Origin of the sequence: Marinobacter sp. es.048, assembly GCF_900188435.1 — a bacterium.
Classification (GTDB): domain Bacteria; phylum Pseudomonadota; class Gammaproteobacteria; order Pseudomonadales; family Oleiphilaceae; genus Marinobacter.
The window spans coordinates 598,596-622,357 of the sequence record NZ_FYFA01000002.1 but is presented as its reverse complement, the minus strand read 5'-3'; the positions used below and the strand labels follow the sequence as shown (position 1 = coordinate 622,357).

Sequence of the window (23,762 nt, the reverse complement as noted above, 5' to 3'; positions counted from 1 at the left end):
TTTTTTGTGGTCCGGAACAGCAATTTCCGACTACTGGCTGTTCGAGCCTTTCATCTTATATTGCTGATTCTTGCCGTGACCACCCCCCCCGGTGCCCTGTCCATTTTTCTGGCCCATCCCTTGGCCGTTCTTCTGACCCATGCCCTGGCCTTTGCCCATGCCCTTCTTGAGTTCCACGCCACGCTCTCTGGCTCGTTGCATCATCCGCTCATGGTGCAGCTGGCGATACTGGGCCCGCTCAGCGTCGGTATTCAGGTTGCGCATGGTTGTGCGGTGTTCCTGCAGCTCTTGTTGGGTCATCAGTTCCCGTCCGAAAACCTGGTCGTCTGACTGGGCGGCAACCGGCATACTGGCCAAAGACACCAACAACGTGGCGCCGGCAATCAAGCTCAATGAATTTTTCAGTCTCATAAGTAATCCCCTTTTGTTCTATGGATATAACTAGATTATAGTCAAAGTCAGAAGTTTTGGGGTTATGAGTAGTACCTATGTATTTCCCGGCTGCATGTAGGATCAAAAGTCGTGGGGCTACAGGCGAGCAGTGCGTTACCACATCAGATCATCAGGGATTTCGTAGCCTGCGTAAGGATCATCCTCTCCTGCATCGTCCTGCTTGCGATCATGAAGTACCACCACGGCGCTTTCATCCCGCTCCATGATTTTGCGGGCCACGCCTTCTGCCACAATCTCGTAGTTATCGTTCAGGAAAACAATCGCCAGGCGGCCGCGGGATAGCTGATCGACCATGGTATCGTCCACGAAAAGCTTCTTGATCTTCTTGTCATGGACAAACTGGTAGGAGGTTTCGCCCCGGCTGCGATCCAGTCGATTGGTCTCCACCAACTGACGGATCTGGGCGTGGATGGCTTTTTTCTCGGCGGCGCGCTGGCGCTCCAGATTCAGCTGCCGATCCCGTTCGGCTTTTTCTTCCCGAGCCTCGCGCGCCCGGATCTTGGCCTCGTTAACCTCGACAGCGCCCTTGGGTTGCTGCTTTCTCTTCTTGCGTTTTTCGCTGCGAATGGCCTTGGCCTTTTTCTCGTCGGCAAGGCCGGCTTTCAGCAATTGATCCTGCAGGGATGCCATCAGTAACTCCGTTCTTTCGTTGCAGATTCTGGTATCATTTCGGGCTAGTATACGCCCTCATTATATTGCCTTCATAACCAGCTTCCGCTGATTCCGGGATTTTCTTCTATGTCTTCTTTTACTGACTTCGGCCTGTCCGCAGCCATGCGTTCGAACCTCGACCAGCTGGGTTTTGCCCAGCCCACAGAGATTCAGGCGAAGGCCCTTGCTCCGGGACTGGCCGGGAAAGACATCATTGCCATGGCCAAAACCGGTAGCGGAAAAACGGCGGCATTTGGTATCAGTCTGGTCGAGCGCCTCAATCCCCGGCTATTTGCGGTTCAGGCTCTGGTGCTATGCCCAACCCGTGAACTGGCAGACCAGGTGGCCAAGGCCATCCGGGAGTTGGCGCGGGCCCGGGACAACATCAAGGTGCTGACTCTGTGCGGCGGTGTTGCTATCGGTCCCCAGATCGGATCGCTCAGCCATGGCGCCCACATTGTTGTGGGTACTCCGGGCAGGATTCAGGACCACCTCCGCAAGCAGACCCTCTCGCTGGCGCGGCTTAAAACCGTGGTACTTGATGAAGCGGACCGAATGCTGGACATGGGTTTTCAGGAAGCGATGGAAGATATCCTGTCGCAGACCCCGCCCTCTCGCCAGACCATGATGTTCTCGGCCACCTGGCCCGCGCCCATTCGTGAGCTGAGTAAGCAGTACCAGAAAAGCCCGGTAGATGTGCGTGCTGAAGACACCGGTGATAATCCCGATATTGAAGAGCTGTTTTACGAAGTGTCGCCACACGCGAAATCGGACGCCATCGTGGCGCTGCTTTCCCAGTGGCAGCCCGAGTCCTGTATTGTTTTCTGTACCACCAAACAGCAGTGTGACGAAATGGCGCAGGAACTGGGTGAGCGAGGCTTTTCCGCGCTGCCGTTGCATGGAGACCTGGAACAAAGGGATCGGGACAGTGTGCTGGTGCGCTTTGGCAATCAGAGCTGCTCTATCCTGGTTGCTACCGATGTGGCTGCCCGAGGCCTTGATATCAAGTCCCTGCCGTTGGTCATCAATGCTGAACCTGCGCGGGATCCGGAGGTGCATACTCATCGAATCGGGCGAACCGGCCGTGCGGGAGAGCAGGGCCATGCCGTTACCTTCTGTACACCAGCCCAGGGCCACAAGATCACCCGTATTGAATCTGAAAGAGGACGCAGCGTGGAGTGGGCAGACACAGAGACCCTGCTGATGACGCCTCTGAAGCCCGTCACTCCTGCCATGAAAACCCTTTGTATTGCCGGTGGCCGCAAGGACAAGATCCGTCCGGGGGATGTTATGGGCGCGTTAACCGGTGAAGCGGGTTTGCCCGGGAAAGCTGTTGGCAAGATTGACCTGTTCGACCATCAGTGTTTTGTGGCCGTTGAAAAGGCTCTGGCAGGTAAGGCTTTGGCCAGGCTTGAAAGTGGCAAGGTCAAAGGTCGGAAAATACGCGTCCGATATGCATGAATGAGAATTGATTCTTCTGTTTAAATGGGTGTCTTTTCAGGCCGAGACGCTCGGAAACCCCGTATAGATTTTTTTATTCAGGTTGCCGGAGAGCACTGAAAACGGTAAATTACGCAGGATTTTGCCCCCCGAATTGTTGCGGAAGCCTGTTAGACTTTGGTCTAACTGGTCAGTCCGGGCAAAGTTCGGGAGAAACGTAAATCAATACAGGTAGCTGTTCGATATGACTGACCTGATGTCACAAGCCGTTGATCTGATGATTGCCGGAATGGGGTTTGTGTTCGTGTTCCTGATTATTCTGGTATTCGCGACACTCCTCATGTCCAAACTCTTAGGACGGTTTGCGCCGCCAGAGCCGGCAACCCCGGCCAAAACGCCACGTGCCAAGCCGAAGGCGCCCGCGTCGGTTGACCCTGACACCGCCGAGGCCATCAAGAAGGCGATTGCACAATTCCGGTCGCGCCACAAGAAGTGAACCGGTAAATGACTAGAACCTTTAAACAGAAGGCTGACACGATGACTGACACAAAGAAACCGCTGGGGATTACGGACGTTATCCTGCGTGACGCCCACCAGTCCCTGCTTGCCACCCGTATGCGGCTGGATGACATGCTGCCTATTGCCGAGAAACTCGACAAGGTCGGTTTCTGGTCCCTGGAATCCTGGGGCGGCGCTACCTTTGATTCCTGCATCCGCTACCTGGGCGAAGATCCCTGGGAGCGCATCCGCGAGCTGAAAAAAGCCATGCCCAACACCCAGCAGCAGATGCTTCTGCGTGGCCAGAACCTGTTGGGTTATCGTCATTATGCGGATGATGTGGTTGACCGTTTCTGTGAGCGTGCCGCCGAGAACGGCGTCGACGTGTTCCGTATTTTTGATGCGATGAACGATCCCCGTAACCTGGATCGCGCCATCAAGGCCGTTCGCAAGACCGGCAAGCACGCCCAGGGCACCATCGCCTACACCACCAGCCCGGTGCACACCATCGAGATGTGGGTAGAGCTGGCGAAAGAAGTTGCCGATATGGGTGCGGACTCCATTGCGATCAAGGACATGGCGGGTATCCTCAAGCCGTACGTGGCCTTCGATCTGGTCAGCCGTCTGAAGAAAGAGCTGGATATCCCGATTCACATGCAGTGCCACGCCACCACCGGCATGTCGACCGCTACTGCCATCAAGGCTGCGGAAGCCGGTATCGATAATGTGGATACTGCCATCTCCTCCATGAGTATGACCTACGGTCACTCGCCCACCGAAGCCGTGGTTGCGATCCTTGAGGGTACCGACCGTGATACCGGTCTGGACCTGAACCTGCTCGAAGAAATTGCCAGCTACTTCCGTCAGGTGCGCAAGAAGTACGCGAAGTTCGAAGGCAGCCTCCGTGGTACCGACTCCCGTATCCTGATTGCCCAGGTACCGGGTGGTATGCTCACCAACATGGAAAACCAGCTCCGTGAGCAGAACGCCAGCGACAAGTTCGACCAGGTTCTGGACGAGATTCCCAAGGTTCGCGAAGACCTGGGCTTCATTCCTCTGGTAACGCCGACTTCCCAGATCGTTGGTACCCAGGCGGTACTGAACGTTCTGACCGGCGAGCGCTACAAGTCCATCTCCAAGGAAACCTCTGCAATCCTGAAAGGCGAGTATGGTGCTGCACCGGCCGCAATGAACAAGGAACTGCAAGAGCGTGTTCTGGATGGGAAAGAGCCTGTTACCTGCCGTCCGGCGGATCTGCTTGAGCCGGAAATGGACAAACTGACTGACGAGCTCAAGAAGCTGGCCGACGAGAAAGGCATCAAGCTGGCGGAAAACGTGGAAGACGACGTTCTCACCTACGCTCTGTTCCCGCAGATTGGCCTGAAGTTCCTGGAAAACCGTAACAACCCGGATGCGTTCGAGCCGGTTCCGACTGCCGAAAGCGCTGCTCCGGCCAAGAAGTCTGAAGGCCCGGAGACCTACACCGTTGAAGTGAACGGCAAGAAGTTTGTTGTTGCTGTTTCCGAAGGCGGCGAGATCAGCCAGATCCAGGGCGAGGGCGGTGCTGCTTCCGCACCGGCCGCTTCCTCGGCTCCGGCACCTGCAACTGGTGAAGGCGAGCCTGTGGTTGCGCCGCTGGGCGGCAACATTTTCAAGGTCCTGGTTTCTCCGGGTGACACCGTTGAAGAGGGCGATGTGATGATTATCCTCGAAGCCATGAAAATGGAAACCGAGGTTCGCGCACCGAAAGCCGGCACAATCGGTGAAGTCTTCATCAAGGTCGGTGATGCCGTCTCCCCTGATGACGAAATGCTGACAATCGCATAAAGGGCCAGCATTCCATGGAAAAATTAATGACACTCTGGACAGGTAGTGGCCTGTTCAACATCGAGATCGGCCAGGTGATCATGATCGCCATCGGCCTCTTGCTCCTCTATCTTGCGATTAACAAGAAATTTGAGCCATTGCTTCTGGTACCCATCGGGTTCGGCGGCATTCTGGCGAATATTCCGGAGGCAGGTCTTGCCCTGACTGCGGCGGAAAATGCCATCCACTTTGCCCTGAAGAACGAGGCAACGCAGATTCTGGCCGCATTGGCTGCGCCCTTGGATGTGGCTTACCAGGCCGGGCAGGCGGTAACGCCCGAGTTGAAGGAGGCCTTCAAGCAGGCCGTTAAAGAGGCAAGTTACTCTGAAATGGCGATGGCGAACTCCCTTGCCCAGGACTTCGGTTACGGCAATGGCATGCTGTATAACTTCTACTCCGTTATTATCGGAAGTACGGTTGGTCCGCTACTGATCTTCATGGGTGTGGGGGCTATGACGGACTTTGGGCCGCTGCTCGCCAACCCCAAGACGCTGCTGCTGGGTGCTGCTGCACAGTTCGGTATCTTTGGTACGGTTATTGGTGCCGCGCTGCTGGATTGGACTGGGGTTCTGGATTTCACGATTCTGGAAGCGGCGGCTATCGGTATCATTGGCGGTGCAGATGGTCCGACGTCCATTTACGTTTCCAGTGTTCTGGCTCCCCATCTGTTGGGTGCAATTGCTGTCTCTGCCTACGCCTACATGGCGCTGGTACCGATGATTCAGCCGCCCATTATGAAGGCATTGACCTCCGCCGAGGAGCGGAAGATCAAAATGAGCCAGCTGCGCCCGGTCAGCAAGCAGGAAAAAATCATTTTTCCGATTGTGGTATTGATTGCAGTCGTTTTGTTCCTGCCCGACGCAGCGCCGCTGCTGGGTATGTTCACTTTCGGTAATCTGATGCGAGAGTGTGGCGTAGTGGAGCGTTTGAGCGACACAGCCCAGAATGCACTGATCAATATCGTGACCATTTTCCTGGGTCTGTCTGTCGGCTCCAAACTGATGGCAGACAAGTTCCTGGACGGCCAGACTCTCGGCATTCTGGGTCTGGGCATTGTGGCATTTGGTGTTGGCACAGCGACCGGTGTTCTGATGGCGAAGCTGATGAACAAGGTGAGCAAGGAGCAGATCAACCCATTGATCGGTTCTGCCGGTGTATCTGCGGTGCCGATGGCAGCGCGGGTGTCCAACAAGGTTGGTCTGGAAGCCAACCCGCAGAACTTCCTGCTGATGCACGCCATGGGTCCGAACGTGGCCGGTGTTATCGGCTCTGCGGTTGCTGCCGGTGTTATGATCAAGCTGTTGAGCTGATTCGTTCGCCGCAGTACAAAAACCCCGCCTTCGAGCGGGGTTTTATTGTTTTATAAGACTGAAAATTTTGGAGTTAGAGTGGATAGGGGACCTTCTTTCAGGAACCGCTACGAGCACATCCATGTGCGCTTGACTGTGGCCATCCATGGCCACAGACATTCCTGAAAGAAGGTCCCCTATCCACTCCCGAATCCATGGAGTTCTCTCATCAAAGACAGGCATCATGTAGGTCGGATTAGGCGAAGCCGTAATCCGACAGACGTAACCTGCAAGTGACGAACTTAATGAAAATTCCTGGAATTCACAGGTAACGACTGAATCAGATGGCTAAGATCCGAAAGCCGCCCTGCCATCACATGCACAATGTCCCCCTGGCGCTCCAACACTCCTTTTACATGCAGCAGTCGGGCAGTCAGTAACGGCTTCCGCTGCCGCCGTGCCGTTTCCAGCCACACCACCACGTTCACGTTGCCGGTTTCGTCTTCCAGGGTGACGAAGGTAACGCCGGAGGCGGAGCCGGGGCGCTGGCGGCCGGTGACCAGGCCAGCAACCTGGACAGGGATCCCGGCTTTGGTGGATTTGAGCTGCTCGGCACTGAGGCAGAACTTCAGATGCCCTTGTTCCCTGAGTAGCGCGAGGGGATGACGCTGGAGGGTGAGCCCCTGGCTGGCGTAGTCGGCAAGAACGTTTTGGCCTTCTGAGGGTTCCGGGAGTTGCTGGCAGTAGTCCGGCTGGTAGTCGGCAGTGGCTTCTTCAGCGAATAGTTCCGTGGGCTGCTCATGGTCGAGCAGCTGCCAATAGGCCTGGTGGCGATTGGCGGTGAATGCCGGCATGGCGTTGGCCCCGGCCAGCAGTTCCATATCCCTCTGGTTCAGGGCGGCCAGGCGGCGAAGTTCGCTGGCAGAGCGGTAGCCGTCCGCTGGCCGGTTCTGGTGGATACGTTCGGCGCCATTAACCGACAGGCCCTGGATAATTCTCAGGCCCAGGCGCAGGTGGCGGTTTTCGCCTTGCAGGGTGTGATCCCACTGGCTGGCGTTTACATCCGGCGGCAGCACGGTGACATTGTGCCGCCGCGCGTCCTGCACCAGTTGTGACGGAGAATAGAATCCCATGGGCTGGCTGTTCAGCAGGGCACAGTAAAAGGCCGCCGGATAGTGCCGCTTGATCCAGGCGGAGACGTAGACAAGCAGGGCAAAGCTGGCGGCGTGGGATTCGGGGAAACCATAGCCGCCAAAACCGCAGATCTGCTGGTACAGCCGTTCGGCGAAGTCGGCATCGTGACCACGCTCGAGCATACCGGTGACCAGCTTTTCCCGGAACGGGGTCAGGTCGCCGTGGGATTTCCAGGCCGCCATGGCCCGGCGCAACTGATCGGCTTCGCCGGCGGAGAAACCGGCCGCCACCATGGCCAGTTTGATCACCTGTTCCTGGAAGATGGGCACGCCAAGAGTGCGCTCCAGCACCTTGCGCACGGCATCGTTCGGGTAATCCACCGGCTCCAGGCCGTGTTTGCGGCGCAGGTACGGATGCACCATGTCGCCCTGGATGGGGCCAGGCCGCACGATGGCCACTTCGATCACCAGGTCATAGTAGGTTTCCGGTTTCAGGCGGGGCAGCATGTTGATCTGGGCCCGGGATTCCACCTGGAACACGCCGATGCTGTCGCCTGTCTGAAGCATGGAGTAGGTGTCACGGTCTTCCTGGGGAATGTCCTGTATCCGGAAAGGCTCGCCTTTTTCATCGCTGATCAGTTCCAGCGCTTTTCGAATGGCGGAGAGCATACCAAGGGCCAGCACATCCACCTTCATCAGTCCCAGGCTCTCGAGATCGTCCTTGTCCCACTGGATCACGGTGCGATCGGCCATGGCGGCGTTTTCCACCGGTACCAGTTCGGCCAGTGGTCCGGCGCTGATCACGAAACCGCCCACGTGCTGGGACAGGTGCCGTGGGAAGCCCAGCAGGGTATTGACCAGGGTGAAGAACTGGTCCGCCACCTGTGGGTTGCGGGTGATTTTCTTGTCCAGAATCTGCTGGCGCCAGTTGGTGGCCTTGTCCCGCCAGTCGATGCCCTCCAGCAGTTGCTCCACCAGTGCCGGATCAAACCCCAGGGCCTTGCCGACATCCCGAATGGCGCTCTTGGGACGGTAACGGATTACCGTGGCAGCCAGGGCGGCGCGCTCACGAGTATAACGCCGGTAGATATACTGGATAACCTCTTCACGCCGCTCATGCTCGAAATCCACATCGATATCGGGCGGCTCGTTCCGGTCTTTGGAAATAAACCGCTCGAACAGCAGTTCCACCCGGGCCGGGTTCACCTCGGTGATGCCCAGACAATAACAAACCGCAGAGTTGGCCGCCGAACCTCGGCCCTGGCAGAGAATACCCCGGCTGCGGGCAAAGTCCACGATGTCGTGGATGGTGAGGAAGTAATGCTCGTAGTTCATCTCCGAGATCAGGCCCAGCTCCTTGCGGATCAGGCTCTGAACCTGCAGCGGTGTGCCATCCGGGTAACGCCGGCGCTCGCCTTCGCGGGTCAGCCGTTTCAGATAGCAAGCCGGGGTTTCGCCCTCCGGCACCAGATCTGGCGGGTATTCATAGCGCAGGCTGCCGGGCTCAAAGGTGCACTGGCTGGCAATGGCCAGGGTTTCATGTAGCCAGGCGCCCGGAAACAGACGTTGCAGAACGGGCATAGGGCGCAGGTATCGCTCGCCATTCTGGAACAGGCAGTGGCCGGCATTCTCCAGATTGGTGTGATTGCACAGGGCTGTGAGTACATCCTGCAGGGGTTGACGCTCCCGACTGTGCATGTGCACCTCGCCCACGGCAGCCACGGGAATGCTCAACTGATCGGCCAGCCAGTGTATCCGCGCCAGCCGTTGCTCTTCGCCGGATTCCAGGGTGCGGGCTGCCGCAATCCAGATCCGGGGGTCAAACAGGCGGGCCAGCCACTCGCCGCAGGCCAGCGCCTGATCGGAATCTGCCTCGGTAGGCGAGGGGGGCAGCCACAGGCACAGGCAGTCATCCAGGGTGTGGGTTTCAATGTCCCGGTAAAACAGCTGGTAATGGCCTTTCTCAGCCCGGCGACGACCGGTAGTGATCAACTGGCAAAGCTGGCCATAGCCTTTGCGCGTGCGGGCCAGAAGGATAAAGCGGGGCTGAGTGGCGCCGGCGGAGGCATCTGACAACTCAAACCAGCTGCCGGTAATGAGTTTGACCGGGCTTTCTGCCAGCGCCGCCCAGGCCCGGGGAATGCCGGCAACGGAGCAGGCATCGGTGATGGCCAGTGCGATGTAGCCCAGCTCGTGTGCTCGCTCAGCCAGTTCATGCGGATGAGAGGCGCCGGTCAGGAAGGTGAAATTACTGAAGCAGAACAGCTCCGCATACTGCTGCCCGGACATCAGCCAAACCACCCATGCACAAACCAGCCTTCCCGGGCGTCCCGGAAGACCCAGGCCAACTGACCGCTGTTCAACTGGGCAATGTAGTAATCCCGGTGCACGCGCTGGCCATCCCACCAGCCACCGCTGATGCGCTCAGGCCCGGAAAACCAGGTAACGGGCGCCTCAGTTAGCGGTTGCGGGCCTTTCAACAACCAGAGCGGCCGCCTGGGCAGTTCTGCCGCCGGTATGAGGGGCGTTCCGGTTTTGCGCAGAACTTCCGAGGCCGACCAGGCCCGCTCGGGACGATGATCCGCCTGAGGCGAGAGCTGCCTGAGGGCCTGGTCGCCCAGACGCGCTTGCAACCGGCTGATCAGGGTATGCCAGGCTTCATTCAGATCCTGGGTTTCGCCCAGCAGATCCTGCCCGGAGGGCGCTTCCCGGGATAGGAAACGCTTCACCAGCAAAACCATGGAGACGATCGGGGCGCTCAGGGAATGCTGCTCCAGCCGCAGGCGAATCAGGTTGAGGAAATTATCGGCCCTGTGTTCCGGCCCGGACGTGCGGATCTGCAGCCGGGTTGGTTCCGCATGCCGGTGCCGGAGAACCAGCCGCAAGCTGTCGGTATCTTGCTGGCGCCAGCAAAGATCCTCCTCCAGCTCGATGAGCATACGCTGGAGCGGAAACAGCAGCCCCTGGGTGTGTTCTATTTCCTGCACAAAATCCGCCTGTTGCCGGAACGAGTGGGGCGGCTGCCAGGGCGTGCGGGGATCCGGCCGGGTGCCCTGGATTTTCTGGATGTAGGCCAGCAACTCCGGAGACAGGCGCCGCGCCAGTTCACCGGGGGGTAAATCAAACACCTCCCCCAATGTGTTCAGCCCCAGACGCTGCAAGCGGGTGCACGCCTTCTCGTTGAATTCCGCTGCCAGCAGGGGCATCTGGCTCAGGCTTCGAAGAATGTGGCCCTTGTCTGCCGTGCATTCCCCCTTGCCGGCGCGGGCAATCAGCCGGGCCGCCAGAGGGGTATAGCCAATACCGATCCAGGCATTCAGCTGGCGCTCATTCAGCCCCTGTTCCACGGTTTGCCAAACGGCTGGCAGCCCACCATACAATTTTTGAAGGCTGCCAATTTCGGCCAGCAGGCCATCGGGCGGCACCAGCACAATATGGGCAGCATAGCGGTACAGCCAGCGGGCCTGATCTTCCAGAATCCTGGCCTCCTGAGTTTCATCGGCTCGCACCATGCCCAGATCCGGAGCCAGGCTGATGGCGGTTTTCAGGCGCATGCCGCTACGAATACCCTGGCTCCTGGCTTCGGGGCAGGCCTGGATTACCTTCTGGCCAGAGCCTTCAACCACCACCAGGGCGCCCTGATCTTCACGGGTGCGCCGAATATGGTCCAGCACCAGGTGCGGGAAATGCAGATACAGCCAGAGCATGGAGCGTTATTACCTTGTTGAGTCCGACCATGGGCCCCGGATAACCCGGGTGGTTTCACGGAATGAGAGATCGGCCCGCTGGGCCATGACCAGTGAACAGCGCTGCCCGGGCCAGCTACCCCGGCGCTTGAGCACATTTACCTTGAGATCCTGCTGCTCCCCCGGTTCCAGCTCCAGCCGCAAGGCAGCCGGAGAATTCTGCTCGGCGTAACGGCGTTCCCGGAACAGCACGCAAACATTGCTCCCGGCTTCGGCAGCCAGTTGCAGGCGACGGACTTCCCGTGAGGCCAGCTTTCCAGGCCAGGCCATTACCAGACCCGTTACCGGTGAACGCAGGCAGTTCTCAAGAGTCCACAGAAAGTCGCCCTCATCTTCGGTATGGATCAGCACCACCTGGTCCAGATTGACGTCTTCCCGGGCCAGGGCAGGGGCGTAGGGCGTGTGCGGCGGGTTTAGCCAGAACACGCTTTTGCCCTCTTCGCACACCCGTTGCATAAGCGGCAGAAGCAAATGCAGCTCACCAATACCCGGTGCATCCAGCAGGCACTCGCTCAGGGCACCCCGGGGCCAGCCAAGGCCACCGAGCTGGTTATCCAGTACCTGGTAACCGGTTGATTCTGCAGGCTGTGTGGTCTGGGTGTGGCGGTGCCCCTGCCAGACACGGGCATCCTGCATCAGCGTGTTCAGAAGCTCGCTCATGATGAAAACTCTCGAAATACTGTTTAAATATACAGTATTCGGAAAGCGACCGGATTTCAAGAGAAGGGTTGATAAAGCGAAGGGCACGACCCACGCTTGTAGTACAATCATCAACCATGGAGGTTGAAATGAGTGACCTGAAAGCACATAGCTGTGAAGCCTGCAGCCCGAACGCACCCAAGGCGACTGAGGAAGAAAAGCAGAAGCTGCATAAAGATGTTCCGGACTGGGAAATTCTGGAAATTGACGGGGAAGAACAGCTTCATAAGGTCTACAAACTTAAAAACTTTGTGAAGGCCCTGGAGCTCACCAACAAGATTGGCGAACTTGCCGAAGAAGAAGACCACCACCCGGTGGTTGTTCTGGAGTACGGCAAGGTTGCAGTGAGCTGGTGGAGCCACGAAATCGGCGGCCTGCACAAGAACGACTTTATCCTGGCAGCGAGAACCGACGCTGCTTTTAACGACATGCAATAATCCCAATCGCGGCGGAACCCGGTTTCCGCCGCGCTCCTTCCGGACCGGAGATCACCAGACGAATGGTTGAAAACCGCACCGATAACCCCCTGACCCTGAAACTCGGCAAGGAAGAGCTCATCATCCGGCGCCGCTACGAGGTGGTAAGCATCATCAACGACTTTTTCATCGCCACCTGGTTTCTAGTGGGCAGCATCCTGTTCCTGTTCCCGGAATACGAGAAAGCGGCCATCTGGCTGTTTATCATTGGCAGCTTCCAGTTCCTGATCCGCCCCACCATCCGGCTTATCAGCCACATTCACGTTAAGCGAATTCCAGCCAGCAACTGGGAGAGTTAAAACACCTCATCCAGGAATACTTCGGTTTCTGCAGAGCCCATCACTTCAGGGAGCTGGAGGCCATGGAAGCGTATAAAACTCCGAACTTTGTCCAAAAAACGGGTTGGTTGTGCAGGTGTCGGGGTGGGGATATCCATATCCATTCATCCTTGAATGCTGTTTTATATACAGAACTTCGGTTTGGGTTGAAGTCAAGAGAGTGATGTTGGCGGAGTTATACGCCTATGGCGCGAGCAGGAGTGGCTCAGGAAAGGGCGTATAACTCCGGCGGTAGTCGTGGTGATTGGTGATCAAAAGATTGTTTTTACTAGAGAAACCCGTTTTCTTGAGCGCGTTTGAATGGAGTTTTACGAACGGGTGATATACGAACGCGTTGGTATAATTAGCTGTTAGAATTTTTCGGAACGGAAGCCATTTATGAAAAACATCGAAATATTTGAAGCAATCTCTGGGCTAGCGAGACCCACGGTAGATTGGCAAGCAAGCTCTGGGTTTATTACACATCGTGGGTTCGCCAATGGCACATTCGCAAAAGCGTGCCTTACTGCAAAAGGCTTGGAGGCCATAAGGTCGGAAACTGGAAGGGAAAATCGCTTGCTGGAGGCTGCAAAGCAAGCGGTAGAAGGAGCCGCCAAAGACACTGCACGAAAAGAACTCCAAATGGTTTTCTCTGAGATAGTAGATTGGAGTGTTCGAAACACTGGAATTTTCTGATTGGCCTCGGCGCGCTATTCATCGTGACGCTATCGGCCATTCTGATTTCGACATACCCACTCGTTGGGTTTGGTGTCGTTTATGCGTTGTGGTTCGGCCTTCTTTTCAGCTCAAGAGATAAAGTTGCAGGGCCGGAAGAATCGCCTCAATCTGTTGGCAACGTCGCGTGGAAAGCAACGCAATGTGCTTTAGTTACGGTCCTGATAGCGTTTGCATTAAATGCTTTTTTCGGCGGCGGTGGTGGTTCAGACGGCGGTTGTTCGAGGGCCACGCCTCAGTTTTGCTAAATTAACAAATCGCTGTAGTACGCGGCCGCCGGACGCCAAAAGCGTGGCGCTTTTGGTTCCCTCCGCTGGCGCTCCGGCGCCGGTTACCTCAGCGTTATGACCCTCTTCCCGCCTATTAACGCTTGACGTTAATAACGCTCTGCGTCATCATTTACCAATGATCATATCGTTCAAGTGTAAGGATGCCGAGAAACTGGCAAGCGGACGCCGCGTCAGACGCTTCGTCAATTTTGAGCGAGTTGCCTTGAGGAAAATTCGGCAACTCCAGGCTGCAAGCCAGTTGGATGATCTTAAAGTACCGCCCGGGAATATGTTGGAGCCCTTGAATGGTGACCGCCAAGGTCAGCACAGCATTCGAATCAACAGACAGTTCCGGGTTTGCTTCCGCTGGACCAAGGCTGGCGCGGAAGATGTCGAAATTGTTGATTACCATTAGGAGGTAACTCATGCGCAACATTGAAGCTGTAACGCCAGGCGAGTTACTGAAGGAAGAGTTCCTTGAGCCGATGGGTATTTCTCAATACCGCTTGGCTAAAGAGATTGGGGTGCCTGCTCAGAGGATCGGCCAGATTGTTGCGGGAAAGCGTTCGATAACCGCAGACACGGACCTGCGACTCTGTCGTTTCTTTGGTTTGTCCAATGGCTACTGGTTGCGAGCTCAGGCAGCCTACGACACTGAGATTGCGGAAGATGCCCTAAAGGACCAGCTGAAGAATATTCGTCCGTGGAATACTGTATCCGAAATCGGACACAGGGCATAACAATTGGCTGCACAGCGCCCGGTTTTCCGCCGCTTCGTGGCTCCAAACTGACGCGTGAGCCTGACGTCATATGAATAACAAGGATCAAACATGAAAAAACATATGTTATTCATATTAATATCTTTTCTCCTCTTGACGGGATGTGCGAGTAACCAGCTTGTTCCCAGGCATGATGTCGCATTGTCTTTTGATTCAGAACGTATCGCTTATGATGTGGCCGGCAAAGGAGAAACTGCACTGATTTTTGTTCACGGCTGGAGTTGCGACGGACGTTACTGGCAAAAACAGATTCCTGTATTCGCAAATGGGTTTCAAGTAATTACAGTTGATTTGGCTGGCCATGGACACTCTTCATTAGATAGGTCCAATTTTACAATGTTGTCATTTGCCAAAGATGTAAAAGCAATCATTGATAAAGAAGAAATTGATAGGGCCATCTTGGTCGGGCACTCAATGGGCGGCGGTGTAATCGCTGAAGCGGCCAGATTGATGCCAGGGAAAGTAGTTGGGATTGTAGGGGTTGATACCTTACAAAATGTTGCGGAGCGCACCCCTCAAGGTGTAATTGACGAAATGGTTCAACCCTTTGAGGCGGATTTCAGAAGTGCCGCAAAGAATTTTGTTTCATCAATGTTTCCAGAGGGCTCTGACCAACAACTGGTTAATTGGGTAATAGAAGATATGTCTTCTGCCCCGAAGGGAATTGCTTTAAGTGCCTTCCGCAACTATTTGGGGCAATATGTAAACGGAGAGGCTGCGACTGTATTTAACGATATCGCTATTCCAGTAGTTTCAATCAACGCCAGATTATGGCCGACCGCACCTGAAGAAAACAGAAAATATATAAAAAATTACCAACTCTTTTATATTGAGGAAACAGGTCACTTTCCAATGCTGGAAAAGCCAGAAGAATTTAATATGCTGTTGAGAAAAGCCATCAACTCCATAGAATCAGAAAGCGACAACAGTATCTAGCAGGTGCGTCAACCTGACTGCCGGGAGCAACGTCACACCAGTCGCGGCAGGTTCACTGGCGGCGTCAGGTTACCCTTGGTGTTAAAAAATAGGTTCACCGGTTGCCTTGACCGCATAAAACAGGCAATCACTCTTCGCAATAACCGGATTGGTGGTAATCATAAAGGTCCTGAGGGCCTGGGCGGGGTAGATCTGCCCATCCCTGACCTGAAGTACCTGTTCCATGTTCTCCTTTCGGTTGTGGCCGATCGCGGTGAGTATGTCCAGGCCTTTTTTGCCAACCCATCCCAAGGACTCATCCGGGGACACGATTCCGAAATTACGATGCTCGATGTCGGGGGGGAAGGTCAGGTCCGCGTGGCCAGTGGGCTCGAGGCGATATTCTATGGTTGCTTCAGGCGCCAGTTCCACCCGGATCGGATTGCGCAGCACGGTAACGTCCCAGTCCGCTTTCTCCAGTGACAAAACATCTGGCCTTGAGCAATATCGGACGAGTCCCTCATAGGCCAGTTCGTGCGCCTGTTCGTCCTGGTAACCACCGCACTCGATGGTTACCGTGGGCACCTCCTGCTCGGAATACTCCATCAGCGCCCCCAGGCGTAGATCCGTCATAATCAAGCGGTCGGTAAAGAGCGATGTCAGTGCCTGATGCGCTGCGTCATTGGTGATGGACACGGCGAACGCAGGGCCTGAACCCGAGGTGTTGTGAACATCCAGCAGGCATTCGGGCTTCGCGTTATGGAGCTCTGCCAGCATGGCCCTGGCAATCGCCCCTTCTTCTCCCTCGAACGGTTCTCTGAAACATCGGTTGAGGTCACGTCCGTCTGGAAGCTGTCGCATTGAGAGTGTGGGAGGAATCTTTGCAGGGTAGATGCCACCCAGGAGAAACAGCATGTTGACTTCCGGGGTGTGCTGTTCGAGCAGCCATCGATGAAGCGCAAGCAGGCCCGAGGGCTCATTGCCGTGAAGCAGCGTTGCCATGGCTCGGGTCCGGGAGCGATCACGACCGGCAACACGAACAACCGTCGGCTTTTGCAGTTGCTCCAGCCACTCAAGGGGGGAGCGGCCCAGTGTCCGGGGCGAGGGATCATTCAGATAAGCAAGAACGTTCGAGTTACTCACGGTGACAATGTCCATTCATGGAGCGGCGTATTTTTCTTCTGGTTGGCCATGTACAGCGAAAGCATGGTCTGGAAGGCCTCATCGGGGCTCAGGGATTTGAACAGAGATTCGGTAGTGTGACGTTGCCACCGGGCGCCCGACATCGCGGTTTCAATGCGGCCTTCGATGATTCCCAGCAATCGGTGAATTTCTGACTCGTCCACGGCTGTTTTTGCCAATGCTTCCCGGGCTCGGGGTAGCAGCTCACGAGCCACGGTTAACAGGGGCGTATCCTGCAACTGAACCTGATTCTTGTGTGGCCATATGATTTCTGCGCCAACGCCATATTTCGCGGCGCGGTAGAAGTTGTGTTCAGTGTAATGGAAGGGGAGTATCGACGTCAGATGATGAATATCATCAAGTACTGCCAGCGCAGCGCCAATTACGAACAGCCCGTTCGCACACATATCAACAGCCGTTGGACCTGCGGGCATGGAGCGAATCTCAATGCGCAGGTGGCCGCCTTCGGTATGGTCATAGATGGCCCGGTTCCAGGGCCAGGTGGTTCCCTGGTGCAGTCGCAGTTCGGCCAGTTTGGGCACTTCACCACGATCAAGAACCGCCATCGGATCTTCCTCCGACATCAGTGGAATGATGGGGGGATAGAGCGATGCCGAGGCCGCAAACAGTTCCCAGGCGCTGCGTGTCCAGCCGTTTCCATAATAGACCCGTGGCGGATGGCGCCAGGTCTTATGGTTGGGCGATCGGCTGTCGATGGATTGCTTGAACAGGGCAATCCGGGTTTCGTCCCACAGATGGTGGCCGAACAGGCTGGGTGAATTGCTGGCCAGAGCGAGGACAATTGGCGTGACCAGTTGTACCGCATTAAAGTAATCGGCAAAACGGTGTGCGGGCACCCGCCAATGCAACTGGAAAGAGGTATTGGCGCCTTCCATGTAGACGTCGTCGGCTTCCAGATTGATCACATCGTTGCCACCAATGTGAATGCTGAATGGCTCGCCCCGTTGCTTGATCAGCGCCTTAGATAACGCATGATAGCGGGGCTCGTCTGTCATTGCCTTCGCACCCATATCGGACTGGCGAAGTGTGGGCAGAATGCCGATCGGCACAAGCTCCCCGTCCAGTGACGCGGCGTGCTGGTTGATCCGTTGGATCGCAGCGAGCAGTTCCTGCTCCGTTCTGGCGAATGGAGAGCCTTTGAAAGCCTGGGGACTGAGGTTGTATTCGAGATTGAAGCGGTTGAGCTCAACCGTGAGCTGGGGGTCCTGAACGCGTGCGGCAATTTCGGTGTTGATGGGTTGAACGCGCAGGTCAGAATTTACGATGTAGAACTCCACCTCGGCGCCAATCGAACTCTCGCCCTCACCAAAGCCTGGCCGGTTCAGAAGACGAGTGAGCGCTTTAAGATCCGTCCTGACCTTGGCGGCAAAACGTTCAAACTCTTCCGGCGCAAATTCTGTTGTCTTGATCGACAGTCCCACGTCAACGTCATCCTCGCACTCACTTATCTTGATAGTAGTGGAAGATGTGCGCCAATGTTAATTGCCGAGTCAGTCCCGGTTGAGAAACTCAAACACCGACGCAAAATCCTTGCGCGCCCAGCCACTGCTGCTGGCACTTCCATAGACTTCTTTGGCCAGGTTGGCCAGATACAGCGGCTGGCCGACTTCGTAGGCCGTTTGCTCCAACAAGTGCAGGTCTTTGTGCATCAGCTCGAGCGGGAACTGAGCGTCAAAGTCCCCATTGCGGATCAGCTCAGCTTTACCCCCGATAAAGGGCGGAGTAACAGGTAAGTTTGGCAGGGTGTCCATCAGGAAATCTCTTGAGAACCCCAGTTTCTCTCCCAGCAGAGTGGTCTCGGCAAAAGCGAGCATGGACTGCGCCAGCATGGCGTTCACTAGCATTTTGAAGGCGGTGCCGCGACCGACCTGGCCCACGTGTACAATTTTCTTGCCCATGGTCTGAAGGAGCGGCTTTACCGATTGAAAGTCTTCTTCGTTGCCTCCCACGAGGAAGGTCAGTTCGCCGCTTGCAGCCGGCTCACGGGTACCGGCAACCGGGGCATCCATGAACCGAATGCCCTGAGCTTTGGCGGACTCTTCGGCGTGCTCGGTGAATGATGGGTTCACAGTGGAGCAGTCCACCCAGAGTGCATTTTCCGCCATGGCGCTGACAAATCCATCCTTGCCGAGGGCCATATCCTCGACAACGGGAGGAGAGGCGAGCATTGAGAAGACCACATCCGCCTGCCGGACGGCGTCGGCCGCCGAATCGGCGACTTTCGCGCCTTTGTCTTTCAGCGGTTTTGCGGCTTCAGTCGAGCGGTTGTAGACGATCAGGTTGACGTCGCCCTTGTCCAGGAGGTTCGCCGCCATGCGCGAACCCATGATGCCAAGTCCGATAAAAGCTACTGTTTGCGTCATCTGTGTCTGCTCCGGTTTATGCGTCCCCAAGTGTTCTGTTTATTACCTGTGGTCGTCATTTTTCAATTCAAGGAGGGCCACTCTCTTGCGTTATAACCAAACGCTTTTAAATCAGTCGGAAATTATCTAGTCAGGGCATTGTTGTTCATAGATTCCTACCTTGTTTATAGTTCTAAGAAGGCGCCGCCATATTCCTCTGGCGTTGGCTTTCTCGCTGACCGGGCCTGCTTCTGCCCATCAGCGGCCTGTTTATCCGTGCCGCCGGCATGGGGTGGGAGCAGTCCTGGTTCGTGATCACCGATCCGGGGGTGGTCGCCTCCTACAAGGTCACGGCATTGGCGGCGCTCGCTGCTTTGCCGTGCCGGATGTGGGGCATTTGTTCTGTGAGCACTCACAGGAGCCAAAGACGCTCGTTTGGTAGACGGAGTGGCATCTGCCCGGTGATTGATGAGCCGGGTACTTGCCCCAGATCATCTCTAGTTTTTGTCCCTCGCCTATAATTCTCTGCATCAGAGAGTTTGCTGCCACCCTTTGGCTGAAGGCAGGAGTAAAACCGGGATGGACTGGAAATGACCGAAAGTTCGCGAACGCCTCCCTCTCCAGAACTTCGACACCGCATCATGGCGGGGTTTATCGGTAATGTCGTGGAGTGGTACGACTTTGCCGTTTATGGCTATCTGGCCGGAGTTATTGCTCCGGTTTTTTTCTCGTCTGCTAACCCGACTGCGGCACTGATAGGCACCTACGGTATTTTTGCTGCCGGTTTCCTCATGCGGCCTCTGGGGGCGGCAGTTTTCGGTTGGTTCGGCGACCGGTACGGGCGTGCTCGTACCATGCAAATCTCTGTAATGCTGATGGCCTTGCCGACTCTGCTGCTCGGGATGCTTCCTTCCTATGAGCTAGCTGGCTTGCTGGCTCCTGTGTTGCTCGTTCTGATCCGATTGCTGCAAGGTCTTTCTGTTGGGGGCGAGTTCTCATCGTCGGCAACGTATCTGGTTGAGACTGCTCCCGATGGAAAGCGAGGTTTGACGGGCAGTTGGGCCAACATCGGCTCGATGACCGGGTCTTTGCTCGGGGTCGCTGCGGCGGCGCTGGTAACCAATATGCTGGATGAGCAGGCGCTGAGTGACTGGGGCTGGCGCCTGCCGTTTCTTGGAGGCGCCATCCTGGGTGTTGCCGCCATCGCGATTCGCCGAAACCTGCATAATTCCGAACGATTCAGCCAACACCATGAGAATCGCGAAGAGACATCGCCGCTGCTGCAGGCGTTCACGACCAATCGGCGGGAAACCCTCTTGGCGCTTGCCTTCGCTTCAAGTTATGGAACGTGCTACTACATCGTTTTTGTTTATCTGCCGGAATGGCTCTCAGCTCAGGAGCTTCTATCGCGAGGCACAGCTTTATTAATCAACACGGGCATGATGCTGCTTGTCATCCCGGCGATGCCATTGTTTGCCACCGTTGGTGATCGATGGCTCCGTCGAAGGAGCTGGATAGCAATCTCCCTGTTTTTGCTCACGCTTGTTGCCTGGCCGCTCTATGCCTGGATGCTCAGCTCCGGAGGTTCTCTCTATGTGGTGGTATTGGCACATGCTCTGGTGTTTTTGCTTCTGGCGATTCCGCTGGGCTCTGCCCCTGCACTTTTCGTCGAGATGTTTCCGGAGAGCGACCGATTATCGGGTTATTCCGTGGCCTTTAACCTTGGCCTTGGGGTATTCGGTGGACTCACACCGATGGTCGCCACGTTCCTTATCGCGACAACTGGCGTTGTGACTGCACCGGCCATGTATCTGTCAGCAACCGCCTTCCTTGCTGTGCTGGCGCTGATCGCCATGCCGGATCGAAGCCGAGAGCCGTTGCGGTGACCGGCTTATTGCAAAAGAAGGTGAATGCCGTGATACGTATTGCTTTGGTTTTATCGTTTCTGGTTCTTTCAGCATGCGAGGGTAGAACAGGCAACCTGGCTTTGGGGACGCTGGAACGGGATCGGATTGCCCATACAGCTACCGCCAGTGAAATTGTTATCGAGCTTCCTGTGTCGCCCGGCTCTCCGGTTGTAAAAGGGACTGTGCTGGTAAAACTGGACGACACGCTTCAGCGCGCGGAGGTGGACAGGGCTTCGGCCCAGTTGTCAGAGGCAGTCGCCAATCTCGAAAAACTCCGACACGGAGCGCGGCCGGAGGAAGTTGCGGCAGCGCGGGCCAATGTGGCCGGCGCCCGAGCCGAACTCACCGAGAGTGAAGCCAATCATTCACGGATCCTCAATCTGAGGAAACAGAACCTGGCCAGCCAGGCCGACCTCGATAAAGCGATCGCACTGCGCGACGCCAATCATGCGAAGCTGCTCAATGCACAGGAAGCATTGCTCGAATTAACGAATGGCGCTCGTGAAGAAGATCTGAGAGCAGCAGAGTCCCGAGTTGATGCGGCAAGAGCGATGCTCGCCCGTGAAAAGAAACATCTTGCCGATCTGACTGTCGTCGCGACACGCGACGGTATTCTCGACAACCTTCCCTGGAATTTGGGGGAGCGAGCGACCGCAGGCAGCCCCCTGGCGATCGTTCTGGCCGGCAAGGCACCGTTTGCGCGGGTCTACGTGCCAGAGCCTTATCGGGTAAAACTGGCCATTGGCGACGAGCTGACTGTGCGAGTGGATGGTCTTGATCGAACCATAAAAGGCCATTTGCGGTGGATTGCCACAGAGCCTGCCTTTACGCCGTATTTTGCGCTTAATCAGGAAGAGCGCGCCAGGCTCATGTACCGCGCAGAGGTTCAGCTTCCAGAGACAGAGGCCGATTTGCCAAACGGAGTACCGGCCCAGGTTGAACTGCCATGAGTAAATGTGTCATTCGGGCGGAAGGGCTTAGCCGGTATTTTGGTGATACCAGGGCCGTGCAGGCGCTAAATCTTGAGGTCGAACGAGGCAGCATTTATGGTTTCCTGGGGCCAAACGGCAGTGGCAAGACCACGGCCATCCGAATGTTGATCGGTCTGTTGAAGCCCAGTGCCGGAACGGCGGAAGTACTTGGTTTTGGCTTGCCAGCCAGTGCGGAAAAACTGAGGATGCGCATAGGATACATGACCCAGAAGTTTTCTCTGTACGATGATTTGACCGTTCAGGAAAATCTCAGGTTTATCGCTACCATCTACAGCTTGTCGGCCAGACAGCTGCGCTCAAGGGTTGAAGAGCTACTGGTTATCTATGGACTGCGTGACAGCAGGTATCAGTTGGCAGGAAGTATGAGTGGCGGCCAGCGACAGCGTCTCAGCCTTGCCGCGGCAACACTTCATAAACCAGATCTGTTGTTCCTCGATGAGCCCACCTCTGCGGTGGATCCCCAGAGTCGCCGGGACTTCTGGGAACAGTTGTTTGATCTCATTGATGGGGGAACGACGATCATGGTCTCAACCCATTACATGGATGAGGCAGAACGCTGCCACAAGTTGGCTATTCTCGAGAGGGGGATCAAGCGAGCCGATGGAGCACCGGATGAGCTGATGAACAATATGGGGGCCAGGGTTATTGAGGTCAGTTCTTTGAATCTTCGCGCCTTAAAACATCGACTGCTTGAGTTGCCCGACGTTATTTCGGCAGCGCAACTTGGCGCGCGACTTCGAGTGCTGGTAAAGAACCGGGTTAGCAATCCCGTTGCTTATCTTTCAGGGCAACCGTTTATTGGTACGGAGGACGGTCTCACCGAGGTGCGCCCAAGCCTTGAGGATGTTTTCGTGACCAGCACGGGGCGCGGTCGACAATGAACAGTCTCCGGCGCATTCGAGCCATTTTGGGCAAGGAGTTGATTCAGCTCCGGCGAGATCGTATGACGTTCGGCATGATTGTCATGATCCCGCTGATTCAGCTGTTGTTATTCGGCTATGCCATCAACACAAATATCCGCCATATCCCGGTAGGTATTGTCGATTTCAGCCAGAGTGGCTTGAGTCGGGAGCTTGTGCAGATTGTAAAGGCTACGCAAGTCGTTGAGGTCAGGTCTTACTTTGAAAACGTGGACGAAGCTCAAGTGGCGATTGCCAGTGCGGAAGTCAGGGCCGTCCTCATCATCCCTGACGATGTCGACAATCGGTTGGCGCGGCACCAATCATTGGGCTTTGGTTCGCCACCTGCCACCAATGAAGAAACCAGCCGACCCATTGCTCAATGGATAGCGGATGGCTCCGATACCATCATCGCCTCTGCCATCAGAAGTCTGCGCGGCATGCCTCTGGCCGAATTGCTGGACCGTCCTGTCAACCGCGTTACGCCCACCTTTGAAGTAACTCTGCTCTATAACCCTGAGCAGCGCACCGTCGTCAATATCGTGCCGGGTCTGGTTGCGATCATTCTGACCATGACCATGATCATGTTTACCTCTGCCGCAATCGTCCGCGAGCGGGAACGAGGCAACATGGAAATGTTGATATCAACGCCGGTCCGACCGATTGAATTGATGATCGGGAAGATCATTCCGTACATTTTTATTGGCGTGATTCAGGTCAGCATCATCCTCGGTTTGGGGCGGGTGTTGTTCCATGTTCCGGTTGGGGGAGGGTTGGCCCAGCTCGCAGGCGTCACGTTCCTTTTCATCACCGCAAGCCTGACGCTTGGGCTGGTAATTTCAACGATTGCCCGGAACCAGCTACAGTCAATGCAGATGACGGTGTTTGTTCTGATGCCCTCGATTCTTTTGTCGGGATTCATATTTCCCTATGAGGGCATGCCTGTCGCAGCCCAGTATATTGCAGAAGGATTGCCCGCGACGCACTTCATGCACCTGATTCGCGGTGTGGTTCTGAGGGACGTTGAGGTGATAAATATGGCGCCGGATGTTTATTGGCTGGCGTTGTTCACCCTCGGCGGCCTGATTGTTTCCTCACTCAGGTTCAAGAAGCGTCTCGAATAGATACACCCAAGTAATGCCGACACCATCAG

Annotated in this window: 22 protein-coding genes; 14 read left to right on the top strand and 8 right to left on the bottom strand. The window is 56.0% G+C overall.

The features are described 5' to 3' along the window. Positions 1 to 30: 30 nt before the first annotated feature. Entirely contained in the window at positions 31 to 411 is a 381-nt protein-coding gene (locus CFT65_RS13905; RefSeq protein ID WP_088828701.1) for a hypothetical protein, read from the bottom strand. A 135-nt stretch (positions 412 to 546) separates the two neighbouring features. Beyond that, a complete protein-coding gene (locus CFT65_RS13900) occupies positions 547 to 1,083 on the bottom strand; it encodes a DUF2058 domain-containing protein (RefSeq protein ID WP_088828700.1) in 537 nt (178 codons plus the stop codon). A 108-nt stretch (positions 1,084 to 1,191) separates the two neighbouring features. Between CFT65_RS13900 and dbpA the strand changes: the two genes are divergently transcribed. From dbpA to CFT65_RS13880, 4 genes are all read left to right on the top strand, one after another. Beyond that, the gene (dbpA, locus tag CFT65_RS13895; protein WP_088828699.1) at positions 1,192 to 2,565 is read left to right on the top strand and encodes an ATP-dependent RNA helicase DbpA; all 1,374 of its coding nucleotides are present in this window, start codon (positions 1,192 to 1,194) and stop codon (positions 2,563 to 2,565) included. A gap of 223 nt (positions 2,566 to 2,788) precedes the next feature. Continuing rightward, a complete protein-coding gene (locus CFT65_RS13890) occupies positions 2,789 to 3,040 on the top strand; it encodes an OadG family protein (RefSeq protein WP_088828698.1) in 252 nt (83 codons plus the stop codon). 41 nt (positions 3,041 to 3,081) lie between these two features. Beyond that, on the top strand, positions 3,082 to 4,869 hold the full coding sequence (oadA, locus tag CFT65_RS13885) for a sodium-extruding oxaloacetate decarboxylase subunit alpha (protein WP_088828697.1): 1,788 nt from the start codon (positions 3,082 to 3,084) through the stop codon (positions 4,867 to 4,869). A 14-nt stretch (positions 4,870 to 4,883) separates the two neighbouring features. Further along, entirely contained in the window at positions 4,884 to 6,218 is a 1,335-nt protein-coding gene (locus CFT65_RS13880) for a sodium ion-translocating decarboxylase subunit beta (RefSeq protein WP_088828696.1), read from the top strand. A gap of 281 nt (positions 6,219 to 6,499) precedes the next feature. Here the strand turns inward: CFT65_RS13880 and CFT65_RS13875 are convergent, their stop codons facing one another. Genes CFT65_RS13875 through imuA form a run of 3 tightly spaced genes read right to left on the bottom strand, consistent with a single transcriptional unit; the run spans position 6,500 to position 11,736 of the window. Continuing rightward, positions 6,500 to 9,619, bottom strand: coding sequence for an error-prone DNA polymerase (locus tag CFT65_RS13875; RefSeq protein ID WP_088828695.1), 3,120 nt, complete (start codon positions 9,617 to 9,619; stop codon positions 6,500 to 6,502). Further along, the gene (locus tag CFT65_RS13870) at positions 9,619 to 11,037 is read right to left on the bottom strand and encodes a Y-family DNA polymerase (protein ID WP_088828694.1); all 1,419 of its coding nucleotides are present in this window, start codon (positions 11,035 to 11,037) and stop codon (positions 9,619 to 9,621) included. Before CFT65_RS13870 ends, CFT65_RS13875 begins: the two co-directional genes overlap by 1 nt. 9 nt (positions 11,038 to 11,046) lie before the next feature. Further along, positions 11,047 to 11,736 carry a translesion DNA synthesis-associated protein ImuA gene (gene imuA, locus CFT65_RS13865; RefSeq protein ID WP_088828693.1) on the bottom strand — a complete coding sequence of 230 codons (690 nt, stop codon included), beginning with the start codon at positions 11,734 to 11,736 and terminating at the stop codon, positions 11,047 to 11,049. Between the two features lie 128 nt (positions 11,737 to 11,864). Here imuA and CFT65_RS13860 point away from each other — a divergent pair, with 128 nt between their 5' ends. The 6 genes from CFT65_RS13860 to CFT65_RS13835 all read left to right on the top strand — a co-directional run bounded on the left by CFT65_RS13860 (position 11,865) and on the right by CFT65_RS13835 (position 15,287). Continuing rightward, positions 11,865 to 12,212 carry a 4a-hydroxytetrahydrobiopterin dehydratase gene (locus CFT65_RS13860; RefSeq protein WP_088828692.1) on the top strand — a complete coding sequence of 116 codons (348 nt, stop codon included), beginning with the start codon at positions 11,865 to 11,867 and terminating at the stop codon, positions 12,210 to 12,212. A gap of 62 nt (positions 12,213 to 12,274) precedes the next feature. Then, on the top strand, positions 12,275 to 12,550 hold the full coding sequence (locus tag CFT65_RS13855; protein WP_088828691.1) for a YrhK family protein: 276 nt from the start codon (positions 12,275 to 12,277) through the stop codon (positions 12,548 to 12,550). A gap of 417 nt (positions 12,551 to 12,967) precedes the next feature. After that, the gene (locus tag CFT65_RS13850; protein ID WP_088828690.1) at positions 12,968 to 13,264 is read left to right on the top strand and encodes a hypothetical protein; all 297 of its coding nucleotides are present in this window, start codon (positions 12,968 to 12,970) and stop codon (positions 13,262 to 13,264) included. A 444-nt stretch (positions 13,265 to 13,708) separates the two neighbouring features. Beyond that, a complete protein-coding gene (locus tag CFT65_RS13845; protein ID WP_088828689.1) occupies positions 13,709 to 13,987 on the top strand; it encodes a type II toxin-antitoxin system RelE/ParE family toxin in 279 nt (92 codons plus the stop codon). A 10-nt stretch (positions 13,988 to 13,997) separates the two neighbouring features. Further along, on the top strand, positions 13,998 to 14,312 hold the full coding sequence (locus tag CFT65_RS13840) for a HigA family addiction module antitoxin (protein WP_088828688.1): 315 nt from the start codon (positions 13,998 to 14,000) through the stop codon (positions 14,310 to 14,312). Between the two features lie 90 nt (positions 14,313 to 14,402). Further along, a complete protein-coding gene (locus CFT65_RS13835) occupies positions 14,403 to 15,287 on the top strand; it encodes an alpha/beta fold hydrolase (RefSeq protein WP_088828687.1) in 885 nt (294 codons plus the stop codon). An 81-nt stretch (positions 15,288 to 15,368) separates the two neighbouring features. Here CFT65_RS13835 and CFT65_RS13830 read toward each other — a convergent pair whose 3' ends face one another. The 3 genes from CFT65_RS13830 to CFT65_RS13820 form a co-directional block, all read right to left on the bottom strand. Continuing rightward, entirely contained in the window at positions 15,369 to 16,409 is a 1,041-nt protein-coding gene (locus tag CFT65_RS13830) for a succinylglutamate desuccinylase/aspartoacylase family protein (RefSeq protein ID WP_228705856.1), read from the bottom strand. After that, on the bottom strand, positions 16,406 to 17,890 hold the full coding sequence (locus tag CFT65_RS13825; RefSeq protein WP_088828685.1) for a hypothetical protein: 1,485 nt from the start codon (positions 17,888 to 17,890) through the stop codon (positions 16,406 to 16,408). The genes CFT65_RS13830 and CFT65_RS13825 overlap by 4 nt, the downstream gene beginning before the upstream one ends. Positions 17,891 to 17,959: 69 nt before the next feature. Next, complete coding sequence (locus tag CFT65_RS13820) at positions 17,960 to 18,832, bottom strand: NAD(P)-dependent oxidoreductase (protein ID WP_088828684.1); 873 nt, start codon at positions 18,830 to 18,832, stop codon at positions 17,960 to 17,962. A gap of 569 nt (positions 18,833 to 19,401) precedes the next feature. Here CFT65_RS13820 and CFT65_RS13810 point away from each other — a divergent pair. The 4 genes from CFT65_RS13810 to CFT65_RS13795 all read left to right on the top strand — a co-directional run bounded on the left by CFT65_RS13810 (position 19,402) and on the right by CFT65_RS13795 (position 23,733). Continuing rightward, complete coding sequence (locus CFT65_RS13810) at positions 19,402 to 20,697, top strand: MFS transporter (RefSeq protein ID WP_228705855.1); 1,296 nt, start codon at positions 19,402 to 19,404, stop codon at positions 20,695 to 20,697. A gap of 101 nt (positions 20,698 to 20,798) precedes the next feature. Next, a complete protein-coding gene (locus tag CFT65_RS13805; protein ID WP_228705854.1) occupies positions 20,799 to 21,668 on the top strand; it encodes an HlyD family secretion protein in 870 nt (289 codons plus the stop codon). Next, a complete protein-coding gene (locus CFT65_RS13800) occupies positions 21,665 to 22,591 on the top strand; it encodes an ABC transporter ATP-binding protein (RefSeq protein ID WP_088828682.1) in 927 nt (308 codons plus the stop codon). Before CFT65_RS13805 ends, CFT65_RS13800 begins: the two co-directional genes overlap by 4 nt. Continuing rightward, entirely contained in the window at positions 22,588 to 23,733 is a 1,146-nt protein-coding gene (locus CFT65_RS13795; RefSeq protein ID WP_088828681.1) for an ABC transporter permease, read from the top strand. Before CFT65_RS13800 ends, CFT65_RS13795 begins: the two co-directional genes overlap by 4 nt. Positions 23,734 to 23,762: the final 29 nt, after the last annotated feature.